Consider the following 21,519-nt stretch of genomic DNA (forward strand, 5'->3'; position numbering starts at 1 on the left):
ACATAAAGTTGTCTTTAAAAGGGGCGTTGAATAAACTATGAAGAGCAATGATTATATTCGTTTTTTAACAGAAGAAATGGTAAAATACATGCATTTATCTTCAGAAGAAAAAGCAGAGCGGAAGCAAAAAAAACAGAAAGCTTCTAATCCCTTATACAGTAATAAATGGCTGGGAGTTATTCCTTTTTCTGTCCAGTCCTGGTATCGTAAAAGAAAAAACAGCCGGAAACCATCCAGCTAGCTTTCACCATCTGCCCTGCAAATCGCAGTATTGTATAAAAAAACGACACAGGCATTACACCTGCATCGTTCCTTTTATTCCTGTTCTTCCTCATCTCCAAAGTCAACAAATCGGAACAGATCTCCGTAAATGATGGAGTCAGAGTAAGAAAGCTCTGTATCTACTTTTTCTTGAATAGTATCGCAAGCACTCTCCACTTTCTCCAGCTCTTCATTTGCTTCTTCCTCTGAATCCGTCTCTTCTTCAACGATCTCATCCATTGGTTCTCCTGTTTCACGATCATAGCAGGAACCAGCAGTTTTTACAAATTCATCGCTGACAAAATCACCATTACGTAATGCTATATAGCCTTTTCTGTCATCACTGAATAAGTCATTACCGAAATAGATATCTTCGCCGGCATCGACACCAAGCATATTTAGCATCGTTGGTTTCAAGTCAATTTGACCGGTAACCTCATCAATCACTTCTCCATTCCCGTCTCCAGGAATATGAATGAATAATGGAACACGCTGTAATTGAACCTGATCATAAGGTGTAATCTCTTCCTGATCTAAATACTGTGCCATCGCTTTATTATGGTTCGCACTGATTCCAATGTGGTCACCCATAATAATGATAATGGAGTCTTCATAGAGACCGGACTCTTTCAGTTCATCAAAGAATTCTTCGATTGCCTCATCCATATAACGGACAGTCGGAATATAACTATTTAACGTATTGGAATTCGAGTCAAACTTATCAATTGTTGCATCTTCCTCATCCAATTCAAATGGGAAGTGGTTTGTTAATAATATCATTTTTGAATAGAATGGCTCTTCCAATTCTTCCAGAAGAGGAATAGATTGTTCAAAGAACGGTTTATCCTTCAGACCCCATCCTACTGAGTTTTCCGGAGTAACGTCATAAGACTCTTCGCCATAGAATTCATCAATATTTAAGCTGTTGTACATCGCATCCCGGTTCCAGAAGCTTTTATTATTTGCATGCAATACTGCAGAAGTATAGCCAGCTTCTTTTATCATTTCCGGAAATGCATGATAATCATTATTTCCGTGTGTAAAGAATACAGCACCACGGGATAACGGGTACAATGAGTTTTCTACTAAGAACTCTGAATCAGATGTATTCCCCTGACCGGTTTGTTCATAGAAGTTGTCAAAGTAATACGTGTCTTCATCCTGAGCTAATTCATTAAGGAATGGTGTAACCTCTTCCCCGTTTACTTCACTATTCATCACAAAATGCTGCAGTGATTCGGCATTCAGGAAAATGATATTTTTACCCTTGGCAACGCCATGCATTGCTTCACTGCGCTCATGCTCAATATTCTCGCGTACGTATTCCTGCATCTCAGGAATTTCATTTCCATCTGCAAAAACACGCTGTGATTCATTTTTAGAGTGAACAACCACATCATATACGTGGTAGTTAAACAGACCAATATTTTTAACTAAATATTCACGGTCAAAACCGCGGGTAAACAGTTGCGGTCTTTCCATTTCTGCTAAGAAAAAGTTACCTGCAAGTAAAACTAATGAAAATGCCAGAACGCCGACTTTGCCGCTCCTCGGATACAGTACAGATAAATTTCCTTCATATTTCTTACTTAAATACCAGACAATCGCAACATCTGCAAATATAAAAAGATCCCACGGTTTAATTAAAGTCAAGATACTGGATCCCAGATCCGTCATATTGCTTCCCATAAATAATTGCGGGATGGTTATAAAATCTGTAAATTGGCGATAGAATACAAGGTTGGCCCAAACAAGCAGGGACATTACTAATATAGCATACCGAATATACTTCATTTGTCTGGAAGACTTTTTAAACCAGACTCCTAATGCCAGAATTAAAAATGCCGACACAAATGGATTAATAAATAAAATTAATTCCTGCATGGAGTTATCGAGTTCAATATTAAATACAAAACGGTAGACAATATACGTTTTCAGCCCAAGTAGCAATGCCGCAATAACATAAAGCGGTATCTTTGGCTTTTTAAATCGTTTCATTTATATCCTCCCCTAAATAATAAAAACAGGAATACGAATTTCTTTAACATACTACTTCCCATTTTATTAACTAATGTAAACCTACAGTTAAAGAATTTTACATCTTATTCATACGATTTGGCAAGTAAAAGGTTTCACATTTAACTATTTTATTTTAATAGCCGTTCATAAATTACTATTTTAGTAGATAATCTAAAAAAATCAAGTCTGAAAATCAATTAACTATTATTTTCATACACAAGGTATGCTCCGCCAATAATACCTGCATCATTTCCCAGCTGACAAACTTTAATTGTACATACTTCACTCACTTTTGGCAATGCATGCCTCTCGAATGCTTTTGTGACAGCGCGGGTCAAGTAGTCTCCCGCGTTCGAAACACCGCCGCCTATTAAAATATTGGAAGGATTGATAACCATCGACATATTTGCCATTGCTTTCCCTAAAACATCTGTAGTATAGTCTATAATTTCCTCCGCAGCTTGATCTCCCTGCTTTGCCAGTTCAAAAATATCCTGCGTGGAAATACTTCCCTTATCTTGAAATATTTTTGCCAGGCGGGATTCAGGGTTTGTCTGCACCTTCTCCATTCCCTGTCTGACAATGCCAGTCGCAGATGCAATTGTTTCTAAGCATCCTTTTTTGCCACAATTACATAAATGACCATTTTCCAGTACCTCAATATGACCAATCTCGCCTGCCATACCATTGGCACCATTTAAAATCGAACCATTTGCAATGATTCCTCCGCCGACACCTGTTCCTAATGTGATAGCGATTAAATTTCTGGATTGATTTCCTGCACCTACCCAGTTTTCTCCTAACACAGCAATATTGGCATCATTTTCAACGTACACAGGAACCTTCGCTATTTTTTCAAGCTCTTCAGCCAAATGAATATCTTTCCATCCAATGTTGACAGCTTCGGTAATAATACCAGCATGTGTATCTACAAACCCTGGTGCCCCGACACCGATTCCTTTAATGGATGTATTGTTATATGCTGGCGTCTGTAATTTTGATTCAATACTATTCCAGATATCAGAAATAATATTGGCGCCTTTATTTGTTAAATCGGTTGGAATTTCCCACTTCTCTTTGATCTCTCCATGTTCTGTAATAAATCCAATTTTTACAGTGGTTCCGCCAACATCTACGCCTACTAATAGTTCATTCATTTATTCCCGTCTCCTTCTTATATTCTCTTATCTCTTTTTTTAGAAGCAATACCGCTTGCTGAAATTGCTGTGCATCAATCATTTTCCATTCATATAGTTCATTTATTTCCATTATCATTAATTCTAAATCGCCTAAACGGTCTGTTGTATAAATCAACGTACCAAATTTCATCAGCAATTTTCGTACTTCATATATACTCTGCATGTTATCACCAAAAATATTATATCAAAACGGCATGAAAATGGGAAATCGAAATAAGATCCAAATCGGATTAACGATCTGGATCTTTCGGTCGTAATATAGATGGGCGGAGATGTCTTACTGGTAATGGAAACCGGATAAATGTGTCACGCATATTCTTCGCTGAAAATGGAACCAGCGGCCAGAAATATGGCGTATTCAGTGTATTCATCTTGATTAAAAACAACAGCCAGATTGTTACACCGGCAACATAACCGCTTACACCAAATAATGCCGTGGAAAATAATAGAAATAAGCGGACAAGACGGTTTGCCATCCCTAATTCATAGCTTGGTGTGGCATAGGAACCAATTGCTGCGGTGGCGATATATAAGACCACCTCATGTGAAAACCAGCCAACTTGTACGGAGACCTCCCCAATCATAATGGCAGCTACTAACCCGAGTGCTGTCCCAAGTGCAGAGGGTGTATGGATAGAAGCCATCCTTAAAACATCCAGCCCCAGCTCGGCGATTAAAAATTGTACCAATAATGGGATAACCCCAGCATCCTCTGGACCTATAAAGGAATATGCGGGCGGTAATAGTTCAGGCTGTACAGAAAATAGATAATATAGCGGCAGCAGAACTAAAGAAAGAAATATGGCGATAAATCGAACAATTCGTAAATAAGCTCCGACACTTGGCTTTTGACGATATTCCTCTGCATGCTGCAGATGCTGCCAGAACGTTGTCTGGGTAATCATCGCACTAGGTGTCCCATCGATAATAAGTACAATATGCCCCTCCAGCAAATGAGAAGCAGCTGTATCCGGGCGTTCCGTATACCGGACTGCCGGATACGGGTTCCAATAACGGTCGCTGAAAAATTCTTCCAGTGTTTTTTCTGCCATCGGAAGTCCGTCTGTGTCTATCCCATTAATTAATTCTTTTAACTTCTCTACTTGTTTCGAGTCAGCTATATCCTCTATGTAACTAATAACAACATCTGTTTTAGAGCGCCTGCCGACCTGCATAAACTCCATCCTGAGAGACCGATCCCTCACCCGGCGCCTCGTCAGTGCTGTATTAAACACAAGTGTTTCAACAAAACCATCACGAGGCCCTCTGACCACCCTTTCCAGGTCAGGTTCCTCCGGAGATCGTGCCGGATATTGTCTTGCATCAATAATAATCGCTTTATCTAAACGATCGACAAATAAAACCGTTGCCCCAGAAAGGATAAAATCAATTAATTTATCCATTTCCTTCATTTCTTCTATTTCAATAAAGGGAATGTCTCTTTTCATTAATTTTCGCAGGGTATCTGTATCCAGTTCATTGGGCTTGAGTCTTTGCAGCGACTGCATAATAAATAACATCACATCATCTTTAACAAAACCATCAATCATAAACATAGCCATATCTTTGCCGGCATAGTTCAAATCTAAATAAATTAAATCAAAGCTTTTATCAACTGCTAAGTAAGACTTTAAATAAGAAACATTTGCTTCCAGGTTCGCTTCTACTTTTTTCATCTGATTCGTCACTTTTATCACCTTAATTATGATTAGGATGTAGATAGTTTATATCACCAGATGAAAACTATACATTACATTCTGATCGAAACAGCACGTAAAAAATCAGACCGCATCTTTTTAGCAGTCTGATTTTAGTTAATACGATGACAGTTGATTTTTTAAATCGGTTAATTCTTCATTATCCGGAAAATATTCTAAACCCTCATCGATAATCGCTTCAATATCCGCAGTGCCTGCTCCCAGCTCCGAATATAATACTGCCAGGTTATGATACATTTCCGGTACTCTTTCCTCATAATGAATCGCTTCTTCCAAATCTGTGACAGCTTCGACATATTTCGATTCCTGAATATAAGCGTACGAACGATGGAATAGAAAATATGGAATCAAACTAGAATCATCCGTCTGTTCAAGGGCTTCCGTTGTAATAGAAATAACCTCCGTGAAGTTATTTTCTTCTATTTGTCTTTCTGCTTCAATTAATTTCAGCTCTGGAGACGCCGCCTGAAACGACCAGCCATAAATAAATAAACCGAGACTGAGAACAAGATAGCTGATCAACCCAAGAAATTGATGCTTTCGGCTTTTTTTATTCGGAACATAGGCAGCAGCAGCGATGAAAAATCCACCTGCCAGCCCTCCCAGATGTGCTGCCATATCAATTTCAGGAACAGTAAACCCGAGAATCAAATTAATCCCTAAAATAAGCATAATTTGCGCACCCATTGTCTGGAAAAATATTTGTTTATATAGCAGACCAAATAAGAGCAACGCACCAAACAGAGCAAAAATGGCTCCGGATGCTCCTGCGGATACGTGGATAGAAAAGGCAAAGCTGGCGATAGAACCTGTTAAACCGCCTAGAAAATAGATCATTATAAACCGGATTCTTCCAAAAACCCGCTCAATAGTTGTCCCAAGATAAAATAGGGCAAGCATATTCATCATTAAATGGAGAAAATCAAGATGTAAAAACATGGATGTGAAAAATCTCCACCATTCCCCTTCCATGACAAGAACATTATAGTTTGCTCCCAAATCAATTAAATGCCGTATGCTCTCCATATCTCCACTTGTCAGCTGAAAAATAAAGATGAGTACATTTAAAGCTATAAGTATATATGTAAATAACGGTTTAGAAAATGAAAATATCTTTTTGCGCTTATCCTGCTCTTCCTGTATTTTTTGAAACAGCATATTCTTGCTGTCATTCGCTGCGGCTTCTTTCTCCGTATCTGTGAGATGCCTTTCTTTGTCTAAAGGCAAGGAAATATGTAAATCCTGATTTAATTGGCTCATCTTTTCTGTTTCGTCTCCGTCCACAAGATAATATACGTGCATCTTCGGAGATTTCTTTGTTCCTTCACCTTGTGGTTCTTTTAAATCTTCCCAATCATCAACGGGCTGCTCCTGCGCTATATAAATGGAATAAAATGTGGCATTTGGTCTTGCAATAGCTTGTCTTATCCGCTGCATCTGCTGATAAGCAATTTGCAGATCCTGCCGCAGACGATTGGCCCAATCAAAAGTTTGCGGCTTCACACGAACGATAGCGGATTTCCTGTCTATTTTCCGCTCGAGCCATATTTCATCCGTTTTATAGTCACCAGCAATAATTCGAAATCCTTGTTCCGTTAATTTTTTCACTAGCTCGTACGCTCGATATTGCATTGGTATGTCCATAAATCATCCTCCCCTCATTGAAGCATACCAAATATTTATAATCGGGCGCAACCATCGTCACAAAGTGAAACTGCATGGAGCGGGCTCTCTTTTCATCTCTCTCCCCCGCTTGAGACCAAGGAACAAAGGCTGAGTGCGCGACCTCATGTCGCATGCCCTTTGTGGTCTGTCTCCCGTAGATCCGAACCAACCGGACGGTTACTGACTGTCAGATTTGAAATGACACGATTCCTTATTGCTTGAAGCAGAAGTCTTACAGCCGGTTACACTGCGATACAGCAGAAGCTATCATCGTCAAAAAACTTCTTTATGCCGCATCAAAGAAATGGATGAATATTTTCTGATGATAATAGCCGGCGGCAAAGAGAGAATACATTATTTATTTCGTACAAAGCTGATGGTATATTCGTTTAAACTGCTTCCTTTTTCTTTTTCAACAAAATAATTTTCCCAATCAGCGGAACTAAAAACTTCCTTCCTTGTTTCCAACTTAACAGGCTATTTAAAATCCGGTATCTCCATTTCATAAAAATGATAAGCACAGAGAGAATCATGACAATCATAAAAATCATACGCAGCATATTGCCGGCCTCCTTTGATAAATGATGTTATCCGTTTTTTCTTTCACATCATTTATTGTCAACAAAGGAAGGAATCTTATGCATTAGATATGCTGTTTAGGTATTTTTATCATACGTTCCTCTGTTATCATCTGTTCCACAGGCAAATCATAGCTTGCTCTTGGAATTTTGTCGACAATTTGCTGTTCACTGCAAAGCGCAATTGTTGCTCCTGTATAATCAGCCAGCATTCGATCATAATACCCGCCTCCATAGCCAATCCGGTAACCGTCCTTATCAAAGACAACCCCCGGCACAAGCAGCAAATCAATCACATTTGACTGGATTGGCTTTGTTTTTTCAGGAATTGGTTCCTTTATCCCTGCATAACCATCTTGAATTTGATTTGCCTGACGCCAAGCATAATATTGCATTTCTTTTGTTTTTACAATACATTTGGGGGATGCAACTACCTTACCTTGTTCCCACGCTTTTTCAATAATTGGATATGTATTCCACTCTATAGCTGTTGAAATGGTAATTCCAATCGTTGATGCCTGCTGAAATACAGGATTTGCAAATAATTGCTGCTGCATTTTTTCTTCTATCTTTTTTCGTTCATACTCAGACAGCCTGCTTACATATTTCAGCATTTTTTGGCGAATTATCTTTTTTTCTGACATGGCAGATGCACCCCGATTCATTTTATACTTAAAGTGTAAAAAACTCTTATCCAATAGTATATCAGATAAGAGTTTTTTATAATTGCTTATTTTGTTTCACGGTGTAGGGTATGTTTTTTAAGACGTGGTGAGTATTTCATAAGCTCAATACGCTCAGGATTTTTACGTTTGTTTTTTGTAGAAATATAGTTACGATCTCCTGTTTCCGTGCAAGCTAACGTTATATTTACGCGCATATCTATCCCTCCAAACTTTTCAACTTGCCTTTTTACAAAACTGTACAGACTTTAATTATATTATCAAAGTTTCTTCAATTTATCAAGAAAGTTTCTTAAAAGAATAATAAATCTTTTCCTGCCTTGATTTATAGAGGCTGAGGCAATCTATTATTGTGATTTCTCCTGCTTTTAGCATAGTCACTGCTTTTATTTTATGGTATAACTATAAAAGATACGTAAAGGGAGGGAAAGAAAATGTTATTTGCCATTTTGGCAGTTATTGTAATTGGCATTGTTCTATTTATTCTATCGTTTTTTATTAACGACCGTCTTGAAGAAGTAGAAAGCCAGCTTGAACAATTGTCAATTACAACCATGCAGGATACATATCAGTTGAAAAAGAAAGTATCTGTTTTAGAAGAAGAATTATTACCTCAAAAAATATCAGATGATGCGATACCGCCTCATTCTAAAAATAATAACTAGAGGAGTATTATCATGAAACAACATGTAAGAGCGTTTGCTGTCGGTTTGTTAACCAGTGGAGCTTTGCTTCTCGCTATATATCTGTTTGGTAATCAATCCTCCGGTAATCTGGCAGACACCGAGCCGGATGAGTTAATTTCAGTTCTCGAAGATCGAGGATATGCTGTATTGACCCAGGACGAATATATCGCATATATTGTCGGCAGAGCGGATCCGGAAGAGGCTGAGACAGACTCAGATGCAGATGAAGCTGCTGAAGCAGATGCAAACAATGACGCTGAAGAGAATGAAAGTACGGACGAAGATGAAGAAGCATCCGAAGAAAACGGAAGCGATGAGGAAAGCAATGAGAATGCAGAGGGTAACAATAACAACTCTGATGGAAATGAAGATGAAGAGGTATCCGAAGAATCAGATGTTATTGAAGTAGAAATTACATTAGAAGATGGTGCGCCGCCTTCCACAATCAGTAACGCTTTAGAAGATGCCGGCCTTATTGATGATGCATGGGATTTTAATGATTTCCTGGAAGATAATGATTTAAGCGGAAGTGTTAAGCCGGGAACCTACGAAATCAATAGTGAGATGTCCTTCAGTGAGATCGGTGACATCATTACAACATATTCCGAATAAAATCAACTGCTTTGAAAGAAAACGTGGTAAGCCAGGAGAACTGGGATTCGCCCCATCAAAACCACACTTGATTTCCTAAAAGCTTTGTACTTTCTTAAATAAAAAACTTCCACCCATTCACTTGGGTGGAAGTTTTTTATTCTTCCTCTTCACTATCCTCTGCTTCTTCATCATGCTCTTCTTTGATTTCAAAATACGTATCTAAAATACGTTCGCCGATTCTTAAATTGATTTGATTTCCTTCACTGATCCCAACATTGGGAACCACAACCGCAAAGGCAACTTCTGGCTCATCAAACGGTGCATAGCCGACCAGCGTTAAATTATTCAAATCAAACTTCTCTCCATCGACAAATTCCGCTGTCTCTGCTGTACCTGTTTTACCAGCCGGATTATAGGACTTATTTTGAAAAAAACCACGCCCTGTCCCCTGTGATCCTTGATAGGCACGGCGGAAGCCTTCCTGCACACGGCTAATTTCATCATCTGTCATATTTACCCGGTTCATTACCGTTGTATTTTTTGAATAATACAATGGTCCAAGCTCATCTAAAGAAGCAATGGGGTCGTGGACCTGCTTTAAGAAATGAGGCTGGACACGATAGCCGTCGTTGGCAATGGTAGATACATATTGCGCCAGCTGCAGGGTAGTATACGTATCATACTGACCAATAGCAAAGTCAAGGATATTACCAGGGTTATCCGGTGTATCTCCTCTATACCCCGTATTTTCATATGGATAATCAATACCTGTTGTCGCTCCTAAACCAAACTGGTTAAAGTAATTTTGCAGAGTTTGTAAGGTTGATTTCATATCAATACCTAAACTTGCATTATGCGGCATTGGATAACGATAATCTCCGCCTAACCGTAAAGCAACATAAAACATATATACGTTAGAAGACCTCTCTAAAGCACTTAAATCATCCACTGCTCCCATCGGTGAAACAGATTTCTTCACTTCACTTCCCGCAAGCTGCATCGGGGCATCATTGAAGACTTCTCCGGGTGAAAGAACATCCGAGTCATAACCAGCCAGAATCGTTGCTCCTTTGATACTCGAACCAGGTTCGTGCGCATTGGCCAGAGCCATAAACGCCGCATCATTATATTCATCCTTCTCTGCATCATAATCCACGCCGGATATTGCCAGAAGCTCTCCGGTTTTCGGGTTCATCACAACAGCATAAGCGTTTGTGGCAAACCGGTTCGCGTAGGGGCTTCTTGATTTCATCGACTGCATCTCATCTAATATAATATCATCCACTTCTTTTTGAAAATCTAAATCAGTTGTTAAAACTAAATCTTTGCCCCGTTCTCCTGCAACAATGGTCTCTGATCCGACAATCGACCCATTTTGCCGGGTTGTATATTGGATTTGCTCTTTCCGTCCGCGCAGAAAGTCTTCATACTGCTCTTCCAGACCACTTCTGCCGACACGATCATTCCGACTGTACCCTTTTGTCAGATAGGCGCTCAAATCTTCTGCGGGAATACCCTGCTCCTGGCTTGAAATACTGCCTAAAATACTTGTTAACGTATTTCCGTTTGGATAAACACGATTCCAATCCGTAGTAGCGTTAATACCAGGCAATTCATCCAGATTTTCTGCTACGGAAGCATATTCCTCTGCTGTCACACCTTCGTTTTTCACAACCTGTGGCGTCAGCGCATATGCTTTATCCAGCTCTTTTTTAATCGCAATAATTTCCATTTCTTCATCTGAAAAATCTGCAATTTCTTCATCGGTAATTAATTCGAGCGTTGCATTATACACCTCGGAATTCTCCATCTCCTCGGTCTCAATTTCTTCCAATCTTTCTTCTATCTCTTCTTGATGCAACAATAAATAATATTCTCTTTTATCCCTGTCAGTGATGCGATTCATTATTTTTTCATTATCACTCATATTAATATATTGCGCTAATTTTTCCGCTACCTTTAGACGATCTTCTGCCTGAACACCTTTAGGAGGGGTATACGTAATGGAATACATCGCTTCATTATCTACAATAATTTGTCCATTCGTATCAAAAATCTTCCCCCGCGGTACAGGCACACTCGTTGTATCTAAATTGGTTCTCTCAATTTCATCCTGATAGGCTTCCCCATTTAAAATCTGAACGACACCCAGCTGAAGTATGAGTGCAGAAAATAATAAGAAAATAGCAAAGAAAAGAATATTCATACGAATAGGAAGCTGCGCCCGTTTTTTCTTTTTCTTCTTGTCTACCACTTTTTTCCTCCTTCGCATATATTTTAAGCTTACAAAGCATTACCTTATATGGCTCTTTTAAAAGTATAAGCAACAAATCATGTATATGCATCTTTTTAAACACCTAAATTATATTGTGGAGCGAATAAGGCTTAAACTGCGATTATTCGCCCCATCAAAACCGTTGTTCGTTAACCAATCGGGCTGTTACGGGCATTTAGATATTCCGCTTAGAAGTGATATACTTCCTTATTTCTTATAGTCGGAGTCTTACAGCCAAACTGCAATAAGGACTACTGTTTGATTTTACCACATTTAACGACTTTTTTCGTCCGTAAAATCTTCTTTTAATGCGATTTTTTGTTTTTTTGCCGGTCCAATAAAAATATTTCGGATGCAAAAATAAATGATCGCATGTCCTGCTCCAAATACAATCAATAATGCTGGTATAATCGTATCATGCGGGAATAGAAGCATACCAAATATAAATACAGCAATCGATGCAATTCTTCCCAGATTCAAATAAATTTCCCGGACAACAATATACTCCACTCTTCTCTCACTTACCATTCGCGCCCTGCCGATAACATCATAGGTCAGTGATTGATACGGAACTGTCAGAATGGGAAAAGCAATACCAATAATGATTGCGTACACAATTAACCAGAGCAGGCTCATTTCAAAAATAATAATAAATATAGACGCAAACAGCAGGATACCGCCAAATAAAATAGCCTTTTTCCGTAAAGCCGGCTTAATCCATTTCAAAGCGACAAAATAAAAAATAATCGATAATCCGGAAAGAAATAAATTGAAAACCCCTAAAACTAGCTCACTGTTGGTAACCAGAAAAATCCAGATGGTAATATAAAACCCGTAAATTCCTTCTCTCAGTCCTTGGAAAAAATGAGCATGTAAAATGCGCCGCCAATTTTTATTTCTCTTTCTTTCATTAATGACAGCAGCTAAAGCAAAGCTCCCCCTGCTGCCTTTTCGTATGATAAAAAAACTGGCAATAATAGCAGCAATAAATAAGGTTAAAGAGATAATAAAAATAACCGTGTACCCAACATCACCGGCCATTTTTGAAATCATCCATCCTGCAAGCAAGGGACCAACCATACCGGCAAATGATGTAAGTGTCCCTGAAATACTATTAAACCAATCCCTTGTATCCGGCTCCGTTATTTCAAATGTCAGCACATAATACGCCAGCCAGAAAAAACCATAGCCGATTCCTAATAAACAGCCGAGAATAAAATTATAATATGCTGCCAATTCGCCAATCCAAAGGACGAATAAGAAAAAGAAGCATAAGAAAAGAATACCAATTCGTAATATAATGATGCGATCGATTTTTTTAGATAATTTTCCCGCATAAATAAAAGATAACGCCTGGAATACATAGCTTGCTAAATGATAATTGGCAATCACAAAAAAGTCCCCGGATTGCTTCCAAAGATAGACATTGACAAAGGTATTGGATAAAAAGATTCCTGCAGCATACAGAACACCGATAAGCAGGAGAATCCAAAGATCCCGATATTCATCTTTTTGTTGTTTATATCTTCTATATTGCTGGTGTAATTGCATAAGAAAACGACTCCTTCACTTTCTATTTTTAGCGAAGGAATCGTATCTATACAAAAAGCTTGCAGAAACGTAAAGTTAACTGCAAGCTTTTTGTATTATTCATTATTATTTCGCAGCTTCGTAGTTACTTGCTACTTGATCCCAGCTTACTACATTCCAGAATGCAGAAATATATTCCGGGCGTTTGTTTTGATATTTAAGATAGTATGCATGCTCCCATACATCTAATCCTAATAATGGTGTCTTCCCTTCTGTTAATGGGGAATCCTGGTTTGGCGTGCTTGTAATTTCAAGCTCACCGTTATTTAATACGAGCCATGCCCAGCCTGAACCGAAACGTCCGGCTGCTGCCGCTGCAAAGTCTTCTTTAAACTGATCAAAGGAGCCGAATTTGCTGTTGATTTTATCAGCCAGCTCTCCTGCCGGCTCACCGCCGCCATTTGGAGATAATAACGTCCAGAAAAAGCTGTGGTTAGCATGTCCGCCTCCATTATTGCGTACTGCTGTGCGGATGCTTTCCGGAACCGCATCCAGATCAGCCACAAGCGCTTCAATGGATTTGTTTTGCAGATCTTCATGTCCTTCTAGTGCATCATTTAACTTTGTCACGTAGGTGTTGTGATGCTTCGTATGGTGAATGTTCATTGTTTCTTTATCGATAGATGGTTCCAATGCATCGTATGCATAAGGTAGTTCTGGTAATTCGAATTTTGCCATGGATAACTCCTCCTCTAAAATAAATGATGGTATTTAAGATCCTCCATTATTAAGGTATCAAAGGAAAGAATTTCTTGCAAATATTTTGCACCAGAATACATCATTTATTCCTTGTAAAGTAATCGTTTTAATAAAGTTCATTATTCGCCACATCATAGATCCGCATTCAGGTTATCCACGTTTAAAAGTTAAAAAATATACAAAAAAACAAGCATGCATGCTTGTTTTTAAGATGGCTCGGGACGGAATCGAACCGCCGACACAAGGATTTTCAGTCCTCTGCTCTACCGACTGAGCTACCGAGCCGTAGGATAAGCTTTCGTATAAAAAGCTCCACAATATTCTCTTGTAAAATATGTATGGAGGAGGTAGAGGGATGCGAACCCCCGCGCGGCTTGACCCGCCTGTCGGGCTTCAAGACCGAACCCTTCAGCCAGACTTGGGTATACCTCCGTAAAGAATAATGGTGGACCGTGCAGGACTCGAACCTACGACCGCTCGGTTAACAGCCGATTGCTCTACGACTGAGCTACTGTGGAAAATAGTTTATTTTTAATTAGCAACAAAATATAATTTATCACGTTCTGTTGATTATGTCAACATTTTTTTTGCGGTCTTGCAAAAGTTTTTATCAGAAGTTGACTGCAAGAATTATAATAGCACGTAAGATAACATATTTCAACAAAAACTTTTAAAAAGATATTTAATTTTTTGATGATGTACGGTTTGTGTTCAAAAAATCGGTGAAAAGAACCAAGCCCATTAGGTCGCACTGTCCACAGGGGTACGATTCCCAGTCCCTTCAGAAAGCGGAGCAGTTACTTACCCTGCCCGACATATTTGAAACTGGCGCTGCGATTATTCGCCCCTCTCAAAAGCGTCACGGTTACTCGTCCCATCGAAAAACGCTGTGCATCAAAATTGGGGAAAGCACAGATAAATTAAAGGCTCTGTCCGCTACTTCTGAGCAGACAGAGCCTTTGTATCAGATTTATAATTAATGTTCACCCAGGACGTTCTGAGCAATATTTACAGCATGGTCGCCAATTCGTTCTAAATTACTTAGAATATCAACAAAAACAATGCCGGCTGTTCCATTACAAATCCCTTCATTCATACGAATAATATGATTTTTACGGAATTTGCGCTCCATCTTATCAATTTGGTCTTCTTTTTGAATAACCTCTAACGCCGATTCTCTATCACTTGTCTCCAGCGACTCCACTGCTTGTTTTACTGTCATATACGTTAAATCAAACATCTTATTTAAATCTTCTAACGCTTGGTCCGTCAGAGAAACTTTATTGGACATTTTATAATCCACTAATTCAACAACATTCTCAAAATGATCGCCAATTCGTTCGATATCACGGATGGTGCTCATTAAGCTGGTATGCTCCACACTTTCATCCTCTGTTAAATTGGTAGAAGCAATATCCACTAAATACTCCGTAATTTTACGATCAAGATTATTGATCGCACCTTCAATTTGCAAGGACATCTCTGAGCTTTTCGGATTTTGCGTAGTTACATAATTATGCGCCTCTTCCAACCCTTGATACGCATATTTTCCCATACGGACGACTTCCAGTTTAGCCTGACCGAGTGCCAATGAGGAAGACTGCTGAAGGAAAATTGAATCCAAATGCTTCGGCTTATACTCAATAACTACATCATCACCGGGTACAAGCTTCGTAACAAGCCATGCCAAAAAGCCGATAAAAGGAAATTGAATAATTGTATTTGCTATATTATAGCTTCCATGGGCAAATGCAATTGTCATTTCCTTATTGAGATTCAACGCTGTTTCTAAATAACCGATAAAGCTTGTAAATGGTACTAACAGCAGCATAAAGATAATTGCACCAATTAAGTTGAAAGTTACATGTGTATATGCTGCACGTTTCGCAGCTACAGATGTTCCAATACTTGCTATAACTGCAGTAATCGTTGTACCGATATTATCACCAAACAGTACTGGAATTGCCGCATCTAATTCAATAGCTCCTTGTGCAAATAACCCCTGCAAAATACCAATGGTTGCAGTAGAACTTTGAACAATTACTGTAAAGACTGTACCAATTACTACACCGAGAATTGGTGTATCACTCATGGAAACAGTCAAATCCTGAAATGCCTGTAAAGAACGGAGCGGTGCCATTCCACTGCTCATTAATTCGAGTCCGAAGAATAAAGAACCGAACCCAAATAATGCCTGTCCGACAGCAATAATTTTTTGCTTTTTAAAGAAAAAGATTGTAAATGCACCCAGTGCCAAAATAAGTAACGAATATTCTCCAATGTCAATCCCGATAATAAACGCTGTGGCAGTCGTACCAATATTGGCACCCATAATCACACCAATTGCCTGTCTAAGTGTCATAAACCCTGCATTTACCAGCCCTACCGTTAAAACAGTAGTACCTGAACTGCTCTGAATAAGTATTGTTACCAGAATACCGGCAAGTACTCCTAAAAATGGATTACTGGTAAACCGGTCTAAAATATCCCGTAATCGGTCGCCGGCAGATTTTTGCAGGCCATCCCCCATCATTTTTATCCCCATCAGGAATATACCGATTCCTCCAATAAACTCAATAATTAACTTTTGAACATCGATATCCACGAAAACTTCATCCCTTCTACCTCTTATGTAAACTTTTGTAGAAATTTGTGCCTCATCCATTATTGATGATTCTAAAGAGAATGTAAATATATATGAAGAAAAATTTACATAGATTTAATATTTGTTTACATTCACATAAAAAGGGATGCTTAGTTTGTGTTTTTTTGTTTAAAACATGTATAATTCCAGGGATCATTGCATACAAATACAGGATTCATATCCAAATTAATGAAATGAATCCTGTTTCAGGGAATTTCTATTCAGCTAATCTTCTTGCAACTCCTCCACGCGCACACTGGTGCCGTCTACTGCAACCACTTTAATTCGCGTGCCTTTTTTAATCCAGCGTCCGCCAGACACAGCGCTGTAATGTTTTTTATTTACTTCAATCGTGCCAGAAGGTCTAAAATCGGTCAGGGCAACCCCTTCTTCTCCTAATAAGTCTTCATACTCTTTACTGAGCGAACTGTAGCCCTGCTCCTTGGTAAGCTGATCGACCAACGCGATTTTCGTCCACATCTGCCTTCGTTTAAATACCTTTAAAAACACCAGCGATGAAAATGATCCAACAATGATACTAATTACCGCATAGAGACCGCTTGCCAAATCTGGCTGCGGCAATGCGACAGCGACAATCATCAAGACCAGCCCGATCGTAGCCAGCGTACCATCATTCAACACTTTTCCATCAATAATAATCAGTAATATTCCCAGGAAATAAATAATAAACATGAGTAAGACAGAGTTGGTTTCTGTATAGATGGTAAAATAAACAGTTATAAATCCTAACCCCAATACACCAAAAATACCACGCATATTTACAAATATTTCACCTAATATAAATAAAGTTCCGAAAAATAAGGCAAGAAATCCAATCCATTGAAATTCAACGATATCCATACATTTCACATCCTCTCCATTATCCTGCTTATAATACTTATACTTGTTCAAAATGGCCGATAAAAAGCACCAGTCGGCTAAGAACGCGATGTTCCGGGGCCTAAGATTAATCGTCCCATCAAAAACATTTGGGACTGGGGATTACTCGCCCCTCAAAAGCGTTGCAGTTACTCGTCCCATCGTAAAAAAGCTGTGCGTCGAAAGTTCAAAGCACCGTGCTTTTTACGAACAGGCTTTCACACGATGTGATGACTTCTGTGTTGTCCATACGACGTGGGAGTTCTTAGTAGAAGTTCCTTTTTTCCCACCGCGTCATTTTTGTTGGACTTTTTGAATATCCTCTTACAATTATATGTACGTATGAGGTAAATAAATAGTTTCATTAAAGGAGAATTTTTATGGAATTTTTGCGTAGAATTTCCCTGATTACCTTTATTATATTAGTTGCAGTCAGTATTTTTCAAGATTTAGCTCAGTCTGATGGGACAAACACCTTTTCAAATAACGAGAAATCAAACCTGCCGCCGTTTGAAGCTGTTCCGGTGAAAATAAATCCAGGAGATACTGTCCTCAGTATTACGGAAGAAATTCAAACAACATCTGCCAATTCTGTATCTGTTGAAAACATTTTAAAAGCTTTTGAAGCATTAAATCCAACCGCTTACGCCAATGAACTCCATGCTCATGAAATTTACTATTTCCCTCGATTTCAGCCCGAATAAGAGAACCAAGGCATCTACTCATCCTTTCGGCGATGCCTTGGTTCTTATTATATATATGCTTATTTCTTATACAACCCGGGATTCCTCCTAAGAAAAAAATGGTATCACAAAAAAGGCGGAAATTAATGAGAGAATTCCTGCTATAATACCAATGATTCCAAGTATATTTGTCCCTCTGCTTCGTGCCACAAAACCAAATACAATACTGGCTGCCCCTAACATAATTGGCCAGGTAAAGAAGGAAATAACCGCTAAAACAATACTTCCCCAGCCATATAATGTTCCCGGGTTAACCCCGCTTTCTTCTTCAAATTCTGGCAGGTCAGCTTCGGTAAGCTCAGCGGAAAACTCCTCCATTCTTTTACTGTCTAATTTTCTGTCTGTATCCTCAGTCTTTGGTCTCTGTCCATGATTCGGCGCATCCTGTATATGTTTGTTTTTTTCATTATTATCCATCAGATAAACTCCTTACACTTTAGAATTATACGGTTAGCTTACGAAGTTAATCGTATTTCATACAGGTATCATGCGGAACTTTTAGCAAAGAATGGTATAATCATTTTGTTGCCTGCATATATTTACATGATGGAAGAAAATAAGATTAAAATTATATTTACAAAGGAGCGGTCTTATGTCTTTTTTTATAAAAGAAATGATTAAAAATAAATTACGGAAATTAACCTCAGAGGAAATTTTACACTATAGCAGTGAGTATGGCTTTTCCATTACACCTACACAAGCTGACAGAATCGTGAACTATTTAAGAGCCTCTTCCCCTAATCCTTTTGATCAGGCAGATCGTGAGCGTTTTATGACAGAGCTTGCAAAGATTACAGATCCAAAAACAGCAGCAGCAGCACAGCAGCTGATGGATGAGGTGATTAAATCCTATGGGATGGAGCATTTATTTTAGTTAGATAAAAAACTTGGCAAGCCAAGCCTGAAAGACGCAGAATTGCGTCAGCCGGGGTCTGGATTGGGTGCGATTACTCGTCCCATCCAAACCGCTGCACGTATACTTTACACTTTTTCTTAAAGTGTAAAAAAGATGAGCATTCCCATCAACAGGATGCTCATCTTTTTATTTATTTACCTTCCATAATAATTTCCTTTAAATTATCCTGGAAATCCCCTTCACGCAGCATGGCTATTTCATACTTGTACGGTGCTTTTTTATTCTTTTTATCTGTACCAACATAAGGTGTTTCGAGAATTTTAGGCAGCTCACTCAGCTGTGGATGATGAACAACTTTATGCAATGCATCAAAGCCGATATAACCAAAGCCGATATTTTCATGACGGTCTTTATGTGCCCCGCAGTCATTTTTACTGTCATTTACATGGACGACTTTCAGACGGTCCAATCCAACAATTTTATCAAATGTATTTAACACACCATCAAAATCATTGACAACATCATAGCCTGCGTCATGAATATGGCAGGTATCCATACAAACCGAAAGCTGTTCATTATGCGTTACACCGGAAATAATTTCAGCGAGCTCTTCAAATGTCCGTCCCATTTCAGAACCTTTTCCAGCCATTGTTTCTAAAGCAATTTGGACATCATTTTTCTGTTCAAGCACTTCATTTAATCCTTCAATAATCTTAGGAATTCCCTTTTCCGGACCTTCTCCGACATGCGCTCCCGGATGGAGGACAATCTGCTTTGCTCCCAGAGCTTCTGTACGCTCGATTTCTCTCCGCAGGAAATTAACACCTAATTCAAACGTCTCCGGCTTTACTGTATTTCCAATATTAATAATGTACGGTGCATGTACGACAATATCAGCTATTCCGTGAGCCTTCATATGCTCTAATCCCGCTTCAATATTTAACTCTTCAATCGGCTTTCTTCTGGTATTTTGCGGTGCACCTGTATAGATCATAAATGTATTTGCCCCGTATGAAGCCGCCTCTTCACTGGAGCCTAATAACATCTTTTTACCATTCATCGAAACATGAGAACCTATTTTCACCATATTTATTCCTCCTAGCGCTTCTTCCTTCTTTGTTCTTTCGTCATCTGTCTTTTAATCTGCTGTTGCTGCTGCTTCTGCTTTTTCTTATAGCCCGGCTTTACTTTCTTTGCTTTTCTTACCCGTTTCCAAGCTTCCCGGTCTGTACTTGTATCTGCCGTTTTACGACGCTGTCTCTCATTCCAGGATTTATCCTCTGTCCATTCTCCGTTCTTTACTTCTACAAAAGAAAATTCCAGACCTTTCTGCTCTAATCTTTCAATTAAACGGGCATCCTCTTCAGAATAGATGCTGACAGCTGTACCTTCTAATCCAGCTCTGGCTGTTCTGCCGACACGGTGAACATAAAAATGCTCCTCTTTTGGCAGCTGTGCGTTAATGACATGGCTTACTCCCTTAATATCGATTCCTCGTGAAGCTAAATCTGTTGCAACCACATATTGATAACGCAGCTGCTGGATTTCTTTTAAAACACGTTTTCTCTCCCGAGGAGTTAAACCGCCGTGAATGACACCAACATTTAAACCGTATCCTTCAAGTGCCTCTGCCAATTCATTTGCCTGCTGCTTCCCATTTGTAAAAATTAAGGCTAAGTATGGATGGATCGTCTGAGATATATCCCAAATAACCTTTGCCTCATCACGATGCTTTTTCCGGATAAGCCGATGCTCCATCGTTTCTGGAGAAAAATGCTCTTCAATTTTAATATATTCCGGATTCCTCAAATATTTTTTAAAGAAATGCTGCAGCCGTTGCGGAATAGTTGCTGAGAAAACCAGCAGCTGGATATCCTGTTTCGAGCGTACTAATAATTGGTCGACTTCCTCAATAAAGCCTAAATCAAGCATTAAGTCTGCCTCATCAATGACAAAGGTTTCCGCACTATATACCGATAATGCCCCATCTTTTACTAGATCTAAAATTCGTCCAGGTGTCCCTACAACAATCATTGGCGGCGTTTTTAATTTTTCAATTGATTTTTGTTTATCTGTGCCGCCAACAAGCAGCTTTGCTGTCCATTTTTCGGTTTTATCTGCAATGGTAATGATTTTTCTTACTTCGTTATAAAGCTGTGTTGCCAGCTCTCTTGTTGGTGCTGTAATAACAAACTGCACTTTCTTTTGGTTTTCGTCCAGTTTTTGAAACAGCGGCAATAAAAAAGCATGCGATTTGCCTGAGCCCGTTCTTGATTGACCAATCACACTTTTTCCATCCAGGATAGCCGGAATCACCTGTTCCTGAATCTCTGTCGGCTTTCTAAATTGAAGCCCTTGAATAATTTGCTGGATACCTGTATTCAAAGATAATTCTGCAAATGTTTTTCTCATCTGTTTCCCTCCTTGTAT

At 39.0% G+C, this 21,519-nt stretch carries 21 protein-coding genes and 3 tRNA genes; 5 read left to right on the top strand and 19 right to left on the bottom strand.

Going from position 1 to position 21,519, the window contains the following annotated elements:
- Nucleotides 1–37: 37 nt before the first annotated feature.
- Entirely contained in the window at nucleotides 38–241 is a 204-nt protein-coding gene (locus FLK20_RS08825; protein WP_152656215.1) for a YqzE family protein, read from the top strand.
- Between the two features lie 74 nt (nucleotides 242–315).
- On the opposite strand, the gene FLK20_RS08830 is transcribed toward FLK20_RS08825, so the two are convergent.
- The 8 genes from FLK20_RS08830 to rpmG all read right to left on the bottom strand — a co-directional run bounded on the left by FLK20_RS08830 (nucleotide 316) and on the right by rpmG (nucleotide 8,320).
- Nucleotides 316–2,259, bottom strand: a complete 1,944-nt coding sequence (locus FLK20_RS08830) for an LTA synthase family protein (protein WP_152656216.1) — start codon at nucleotides 2,257–2,259, stop codon at nucleotides 316–318.
- A gap of 218 nt (nucleotides 2,260–2,477) precedes the next feature.
- Nucleotides 2,478–3,437, bottom strand: a complete 960-nt coding sequence (locus FLK20_RS08835) for an ROK family glucokinase (protein ID WP_152656217.1) — start codon at nucleotides 3,435–3,437, stop codon at nucleotides 2,478–2,480.
- Nucleotides 3,430–3,642 (bottom strand): YqgQ family protein, encoded by a 213-nt coding sequence (locus FLK20_RS08840; protein ID WP_152656218.1) that lies wholly within the window; start codon nucleotides 3,640–3,642, stop codon nucleotides 3,430–3,432. Before FLK20_RS08840 ends, FLK20_RS08835 begins: the two co-directional genes overlap by 8 nt.
- A gap of 67 nt (nucleotides 3,643–3,709) precedes the next feature.
- Nucleotides 3,710–5,155 (bottom strand): spore germination protein, encoded by a 1,446-nt coding sequence (locus FLK20_RS08845; RefSeq protein ID WP_152656507.1) that lies wholly within the window; start codon nucleotides 5,153–5,155, stop codon nucleotides 3,710–3,712.
- A 138-nt stretch (nucleotides 5,156–5,293) separates the two neighbouring features.
- A complete protein-coding gene (locus tag FLK20_RS08850) occupies nucleotides 5,294–6,841 on the bottom strand; it encodes a rhomboid family intramembrane serine protease (RefSeq protein ID WP_152656219.1) in 1,548 nt (515 codons plus the stop codon).
- 410 nt (nucleotides 6,842–7,251) lie between these two features.
- A complete protein-coding gene (locus FLK20_RS21605) occupies nucleotides 7,252–7,422 on the bottom strand; it encodes a hypothetical protein (protein ID WP_194165584.1) in 171 nt (56 codons plus the stop codon).
- An 83-nt stretch (nucleotides 7,423–7,505) separates the two neighbouring features.
- Complete coding sequence (locus FLK20_RS08855; RefSeq protein WP_194165585.1) at nucleotides 7,506–8,084, bottom strand: 5-formyltetrahydrofolate cyclo-ligase; 579 nt, start codon at nucleotides 8,082–8,084, stop codon at nucleotides 7,506–7,508.
- Nucleotides 8,085–8,170: 86 nt separating this feature from the next.
- Nucleotides 8,171–8,320, bottom strand: coding sequence for a 50S ribosomal protein L33 (rpmG, locus tag FLK20_RS08860; protein WP_152656221.1), 150 nt, complete (start codon nucleotides 8,318–8,320; stop codon nucleotides 8,171–8,173).
- Nucleotides 8,321–8,557: 237 nt separating this feature from the next.
- Here rpmG and FLK20_RS08865 point away from each other — a divergent pair, with 237 nt between their 5' ends.
- Nucleotides 8,558–8,788, top strand: coding sequence for a hypothetical protein (locus FLK20_RS08865; RefSeq protein ID WP_152656222.1), 231 nt, complete (start codon nucleotides 8,558–8,560; stop codon nucleotides 8,786–8,788).
- A 12-nt stretch (nucleotides 8,789–8,800) separates the two neighbouring features.
- Entirely contained in the window at nucleotides 8,801–9,421 is a 621-nt protein-coding gene (locus tag FLK20_RS21880) for an endolytic transglycosylase MltG (RefSeq protein ID WP_227994942.1), read from the top strand.
- Between the two features lie 136 nt (nucleotides 9,422–9,557).
- Here the strand turns inward: FLK20_RS21880 and FLK20_RS08875 are convergent, their stop codons facing one another.
- The 8 genes from FLK20_RS08875 to FLK20_RS08910 form a co-directional block, all read right to left on the bottom strand.
- Nucleotides 9,558–11,657, bottom strand: a complete 2,100-nt coding sequence (locus tag FLK20_RS08875; RefSeq protein ID WP_370453178.1) for a peptidoglycan D,D-transpeptidase FtsI family protein — start codon at nucleotides 11,655–11,657, stop codon at nucleotides 9,558–9,560.
- A 294-nt stretch (nucleotides 11,658–11,951) separates the two neighbouring features.
- Nucleotides 11,952–13,229: an MFS transporter gene (locus FLK20_RS08880; RefSeq protein ID WP_152656224.1), complete on the bottom strand. Its 1,278-nt coding sequence runs from the start codon at nucleotides 13,227–13,229 to the stop codon at nucleotides 11,952–11,954.
- A 105-nt stretch (nucleotides 13,230–13,334) separates the two neighbouring features.
- On the bottom strand, nucleotides 13,335–13,946 hold the full coding sequence (gene sodA, locus FLK20_RS08885) for a superoxide dismutase SodA (RefSeq protein ID WP_152656225.1): 612 nt from the start codon (nucleotides 13,944–13,946) through the stop codon (nucleotides 13,335–13,337).
- A 233-nt stretch (nucleotides 13,947–14,179) separates the two neighbouring features.
- Nucleotides 14,180–14,252, bottom strand: a tRNA-Phe gene (locus FLK20_RS08890).
- A gap of 54 nt (nucleotides 14,253–14,306) precedes the next feature.
- Nucleotides 14,307–14,399, bottom strand: a tRNA-Ser gene (locus FLK20_RS08895).
- An 11-nt stretch (nucleotides 14,400–14,410) separates the two neighbouring features.
- Nucleotides 14,411–14,477: transfer RNA gene (locus FLK20_RS08900), tRNA-Asn, on the bottom strand.
- Between the two features lie 466 nt (nucleotides 14,478–14,943).
- Nucleotides 14,944–16,572 (bottom strand): Na/Pi cotransporter family protein, encoded by a 1,629-nt coding sequence (locus FLK20_RS08905; protein ID WP_152656226.1) that lies wholly within the window; start codon nucleotides 16,570–16,572, stop codon nucleotides 14,944–14,946.
- A 264-nt stretch (nucleotides 16,573–16,836) separates the two neighbouring features.
- Complete coding sequence (locus tag FLK20_RS08910; RefSeq protein WP_152656227.1) at nucleotides 16,837–17,472, bottom strand: NfeD family protein; 636 nt, start codon at nucleotides 17,470–17,472, stop codon at nucleotides 16,837–16,839.
- A 398-nt stretch (nucleotides 17,473–17,870) separates the two neighbouring features.
- On the opposite strand from FLK20_RS08910, the gene FLK20_RS08915 reads away from it, so the two are divergent.
- Nucleotides 17,871–18,194: a hypothetical protein gene (locus FLK20_RS08915; RefSeq protein WP_152656228.1), complete on the top strand. Its 324-nt coding sequence runs from the start codon at nucleotides 17,871–17,873 to the stop codon at nucleotides 18,192–18,194.
- A gap of 87 nt (nucleotides 18,195–18,281) precedes the next feature.
- On the opposite strand, the gene FLK20_RS08920 is transcribed toward FLK20_RS08915, so the two are convergent.
- A complete protein-coding gene (locus tag FLK20_RS08920) occupies nucleotides 18,282–18,650 on the bottom strand; it encodes a hypothetical protein (RefSeq protein ID WP_152656229.1) in 369 nt (122 codons plus the stop codon).
- 175 nt (nucleotides 18,651–18,825) lie between these two features.
- Between FLK20_RS08920 and FLK20_RS08925 the strand changes: the two genes are divergently transcribed.
- Nucleotides 18,826–19,107, top strand: a complete 282-nt coding sequence (locus FLK20_RS08925) for a DUF2624 domain-containing protein (RefSeq protein ID WP_152656230.1) — start codon at nucleotides 18,826–18,828, stop codon at nucleotides 19,105–19,107.
- A 172-nt stretch (nucleotides 19,108–19,279) separates the two neighbouring features.
- Here FLK20_RS08925 and FLK20_RS08930 read toward each other — a convergent pair whose 3' ends face one another.
- Together FLK20_RS08930 and FLK20_RS08935 are read right to left on the bottom strand one after the other, a co-directional pair.
- On the bottom strand, nucleotides 19,280–20,176 hold the full coding sequence (locus FLK20_RS08930) for a deoxyribonuclease IV (protein ID WP_152656231.1): 897 nt from the start codon (nucleotides 20,174–20,176) through the stop codon (nucleotides 19,280–19,282).
- An 11-nt stretch (nucleotides 20,177–20,187) separates the two neighbouring features.
- Complete coding sequence (locus tag FLK20_RS08935) at nucleotides 20,188–21,501, bottom strand: DEAD/DEAH box helicase (protein WP_152656232.1); 1,314 nt, start codon at nucleotides 21,499–21,501, stop codon at nucleotides 20,188–20,190.
- Between the last annotated feature and the right edge of the window lie 18 nt (nucleotides 21,502–21,519).

It is taken from the genome of Oceanobacillus sp. CFH 90083 (genome assembly GCF_009389585.1).
GTDB lineage: Bacteria > Bacillota > Bacilli > Bacillales > Amphibacillaceae > Oceanobacillus.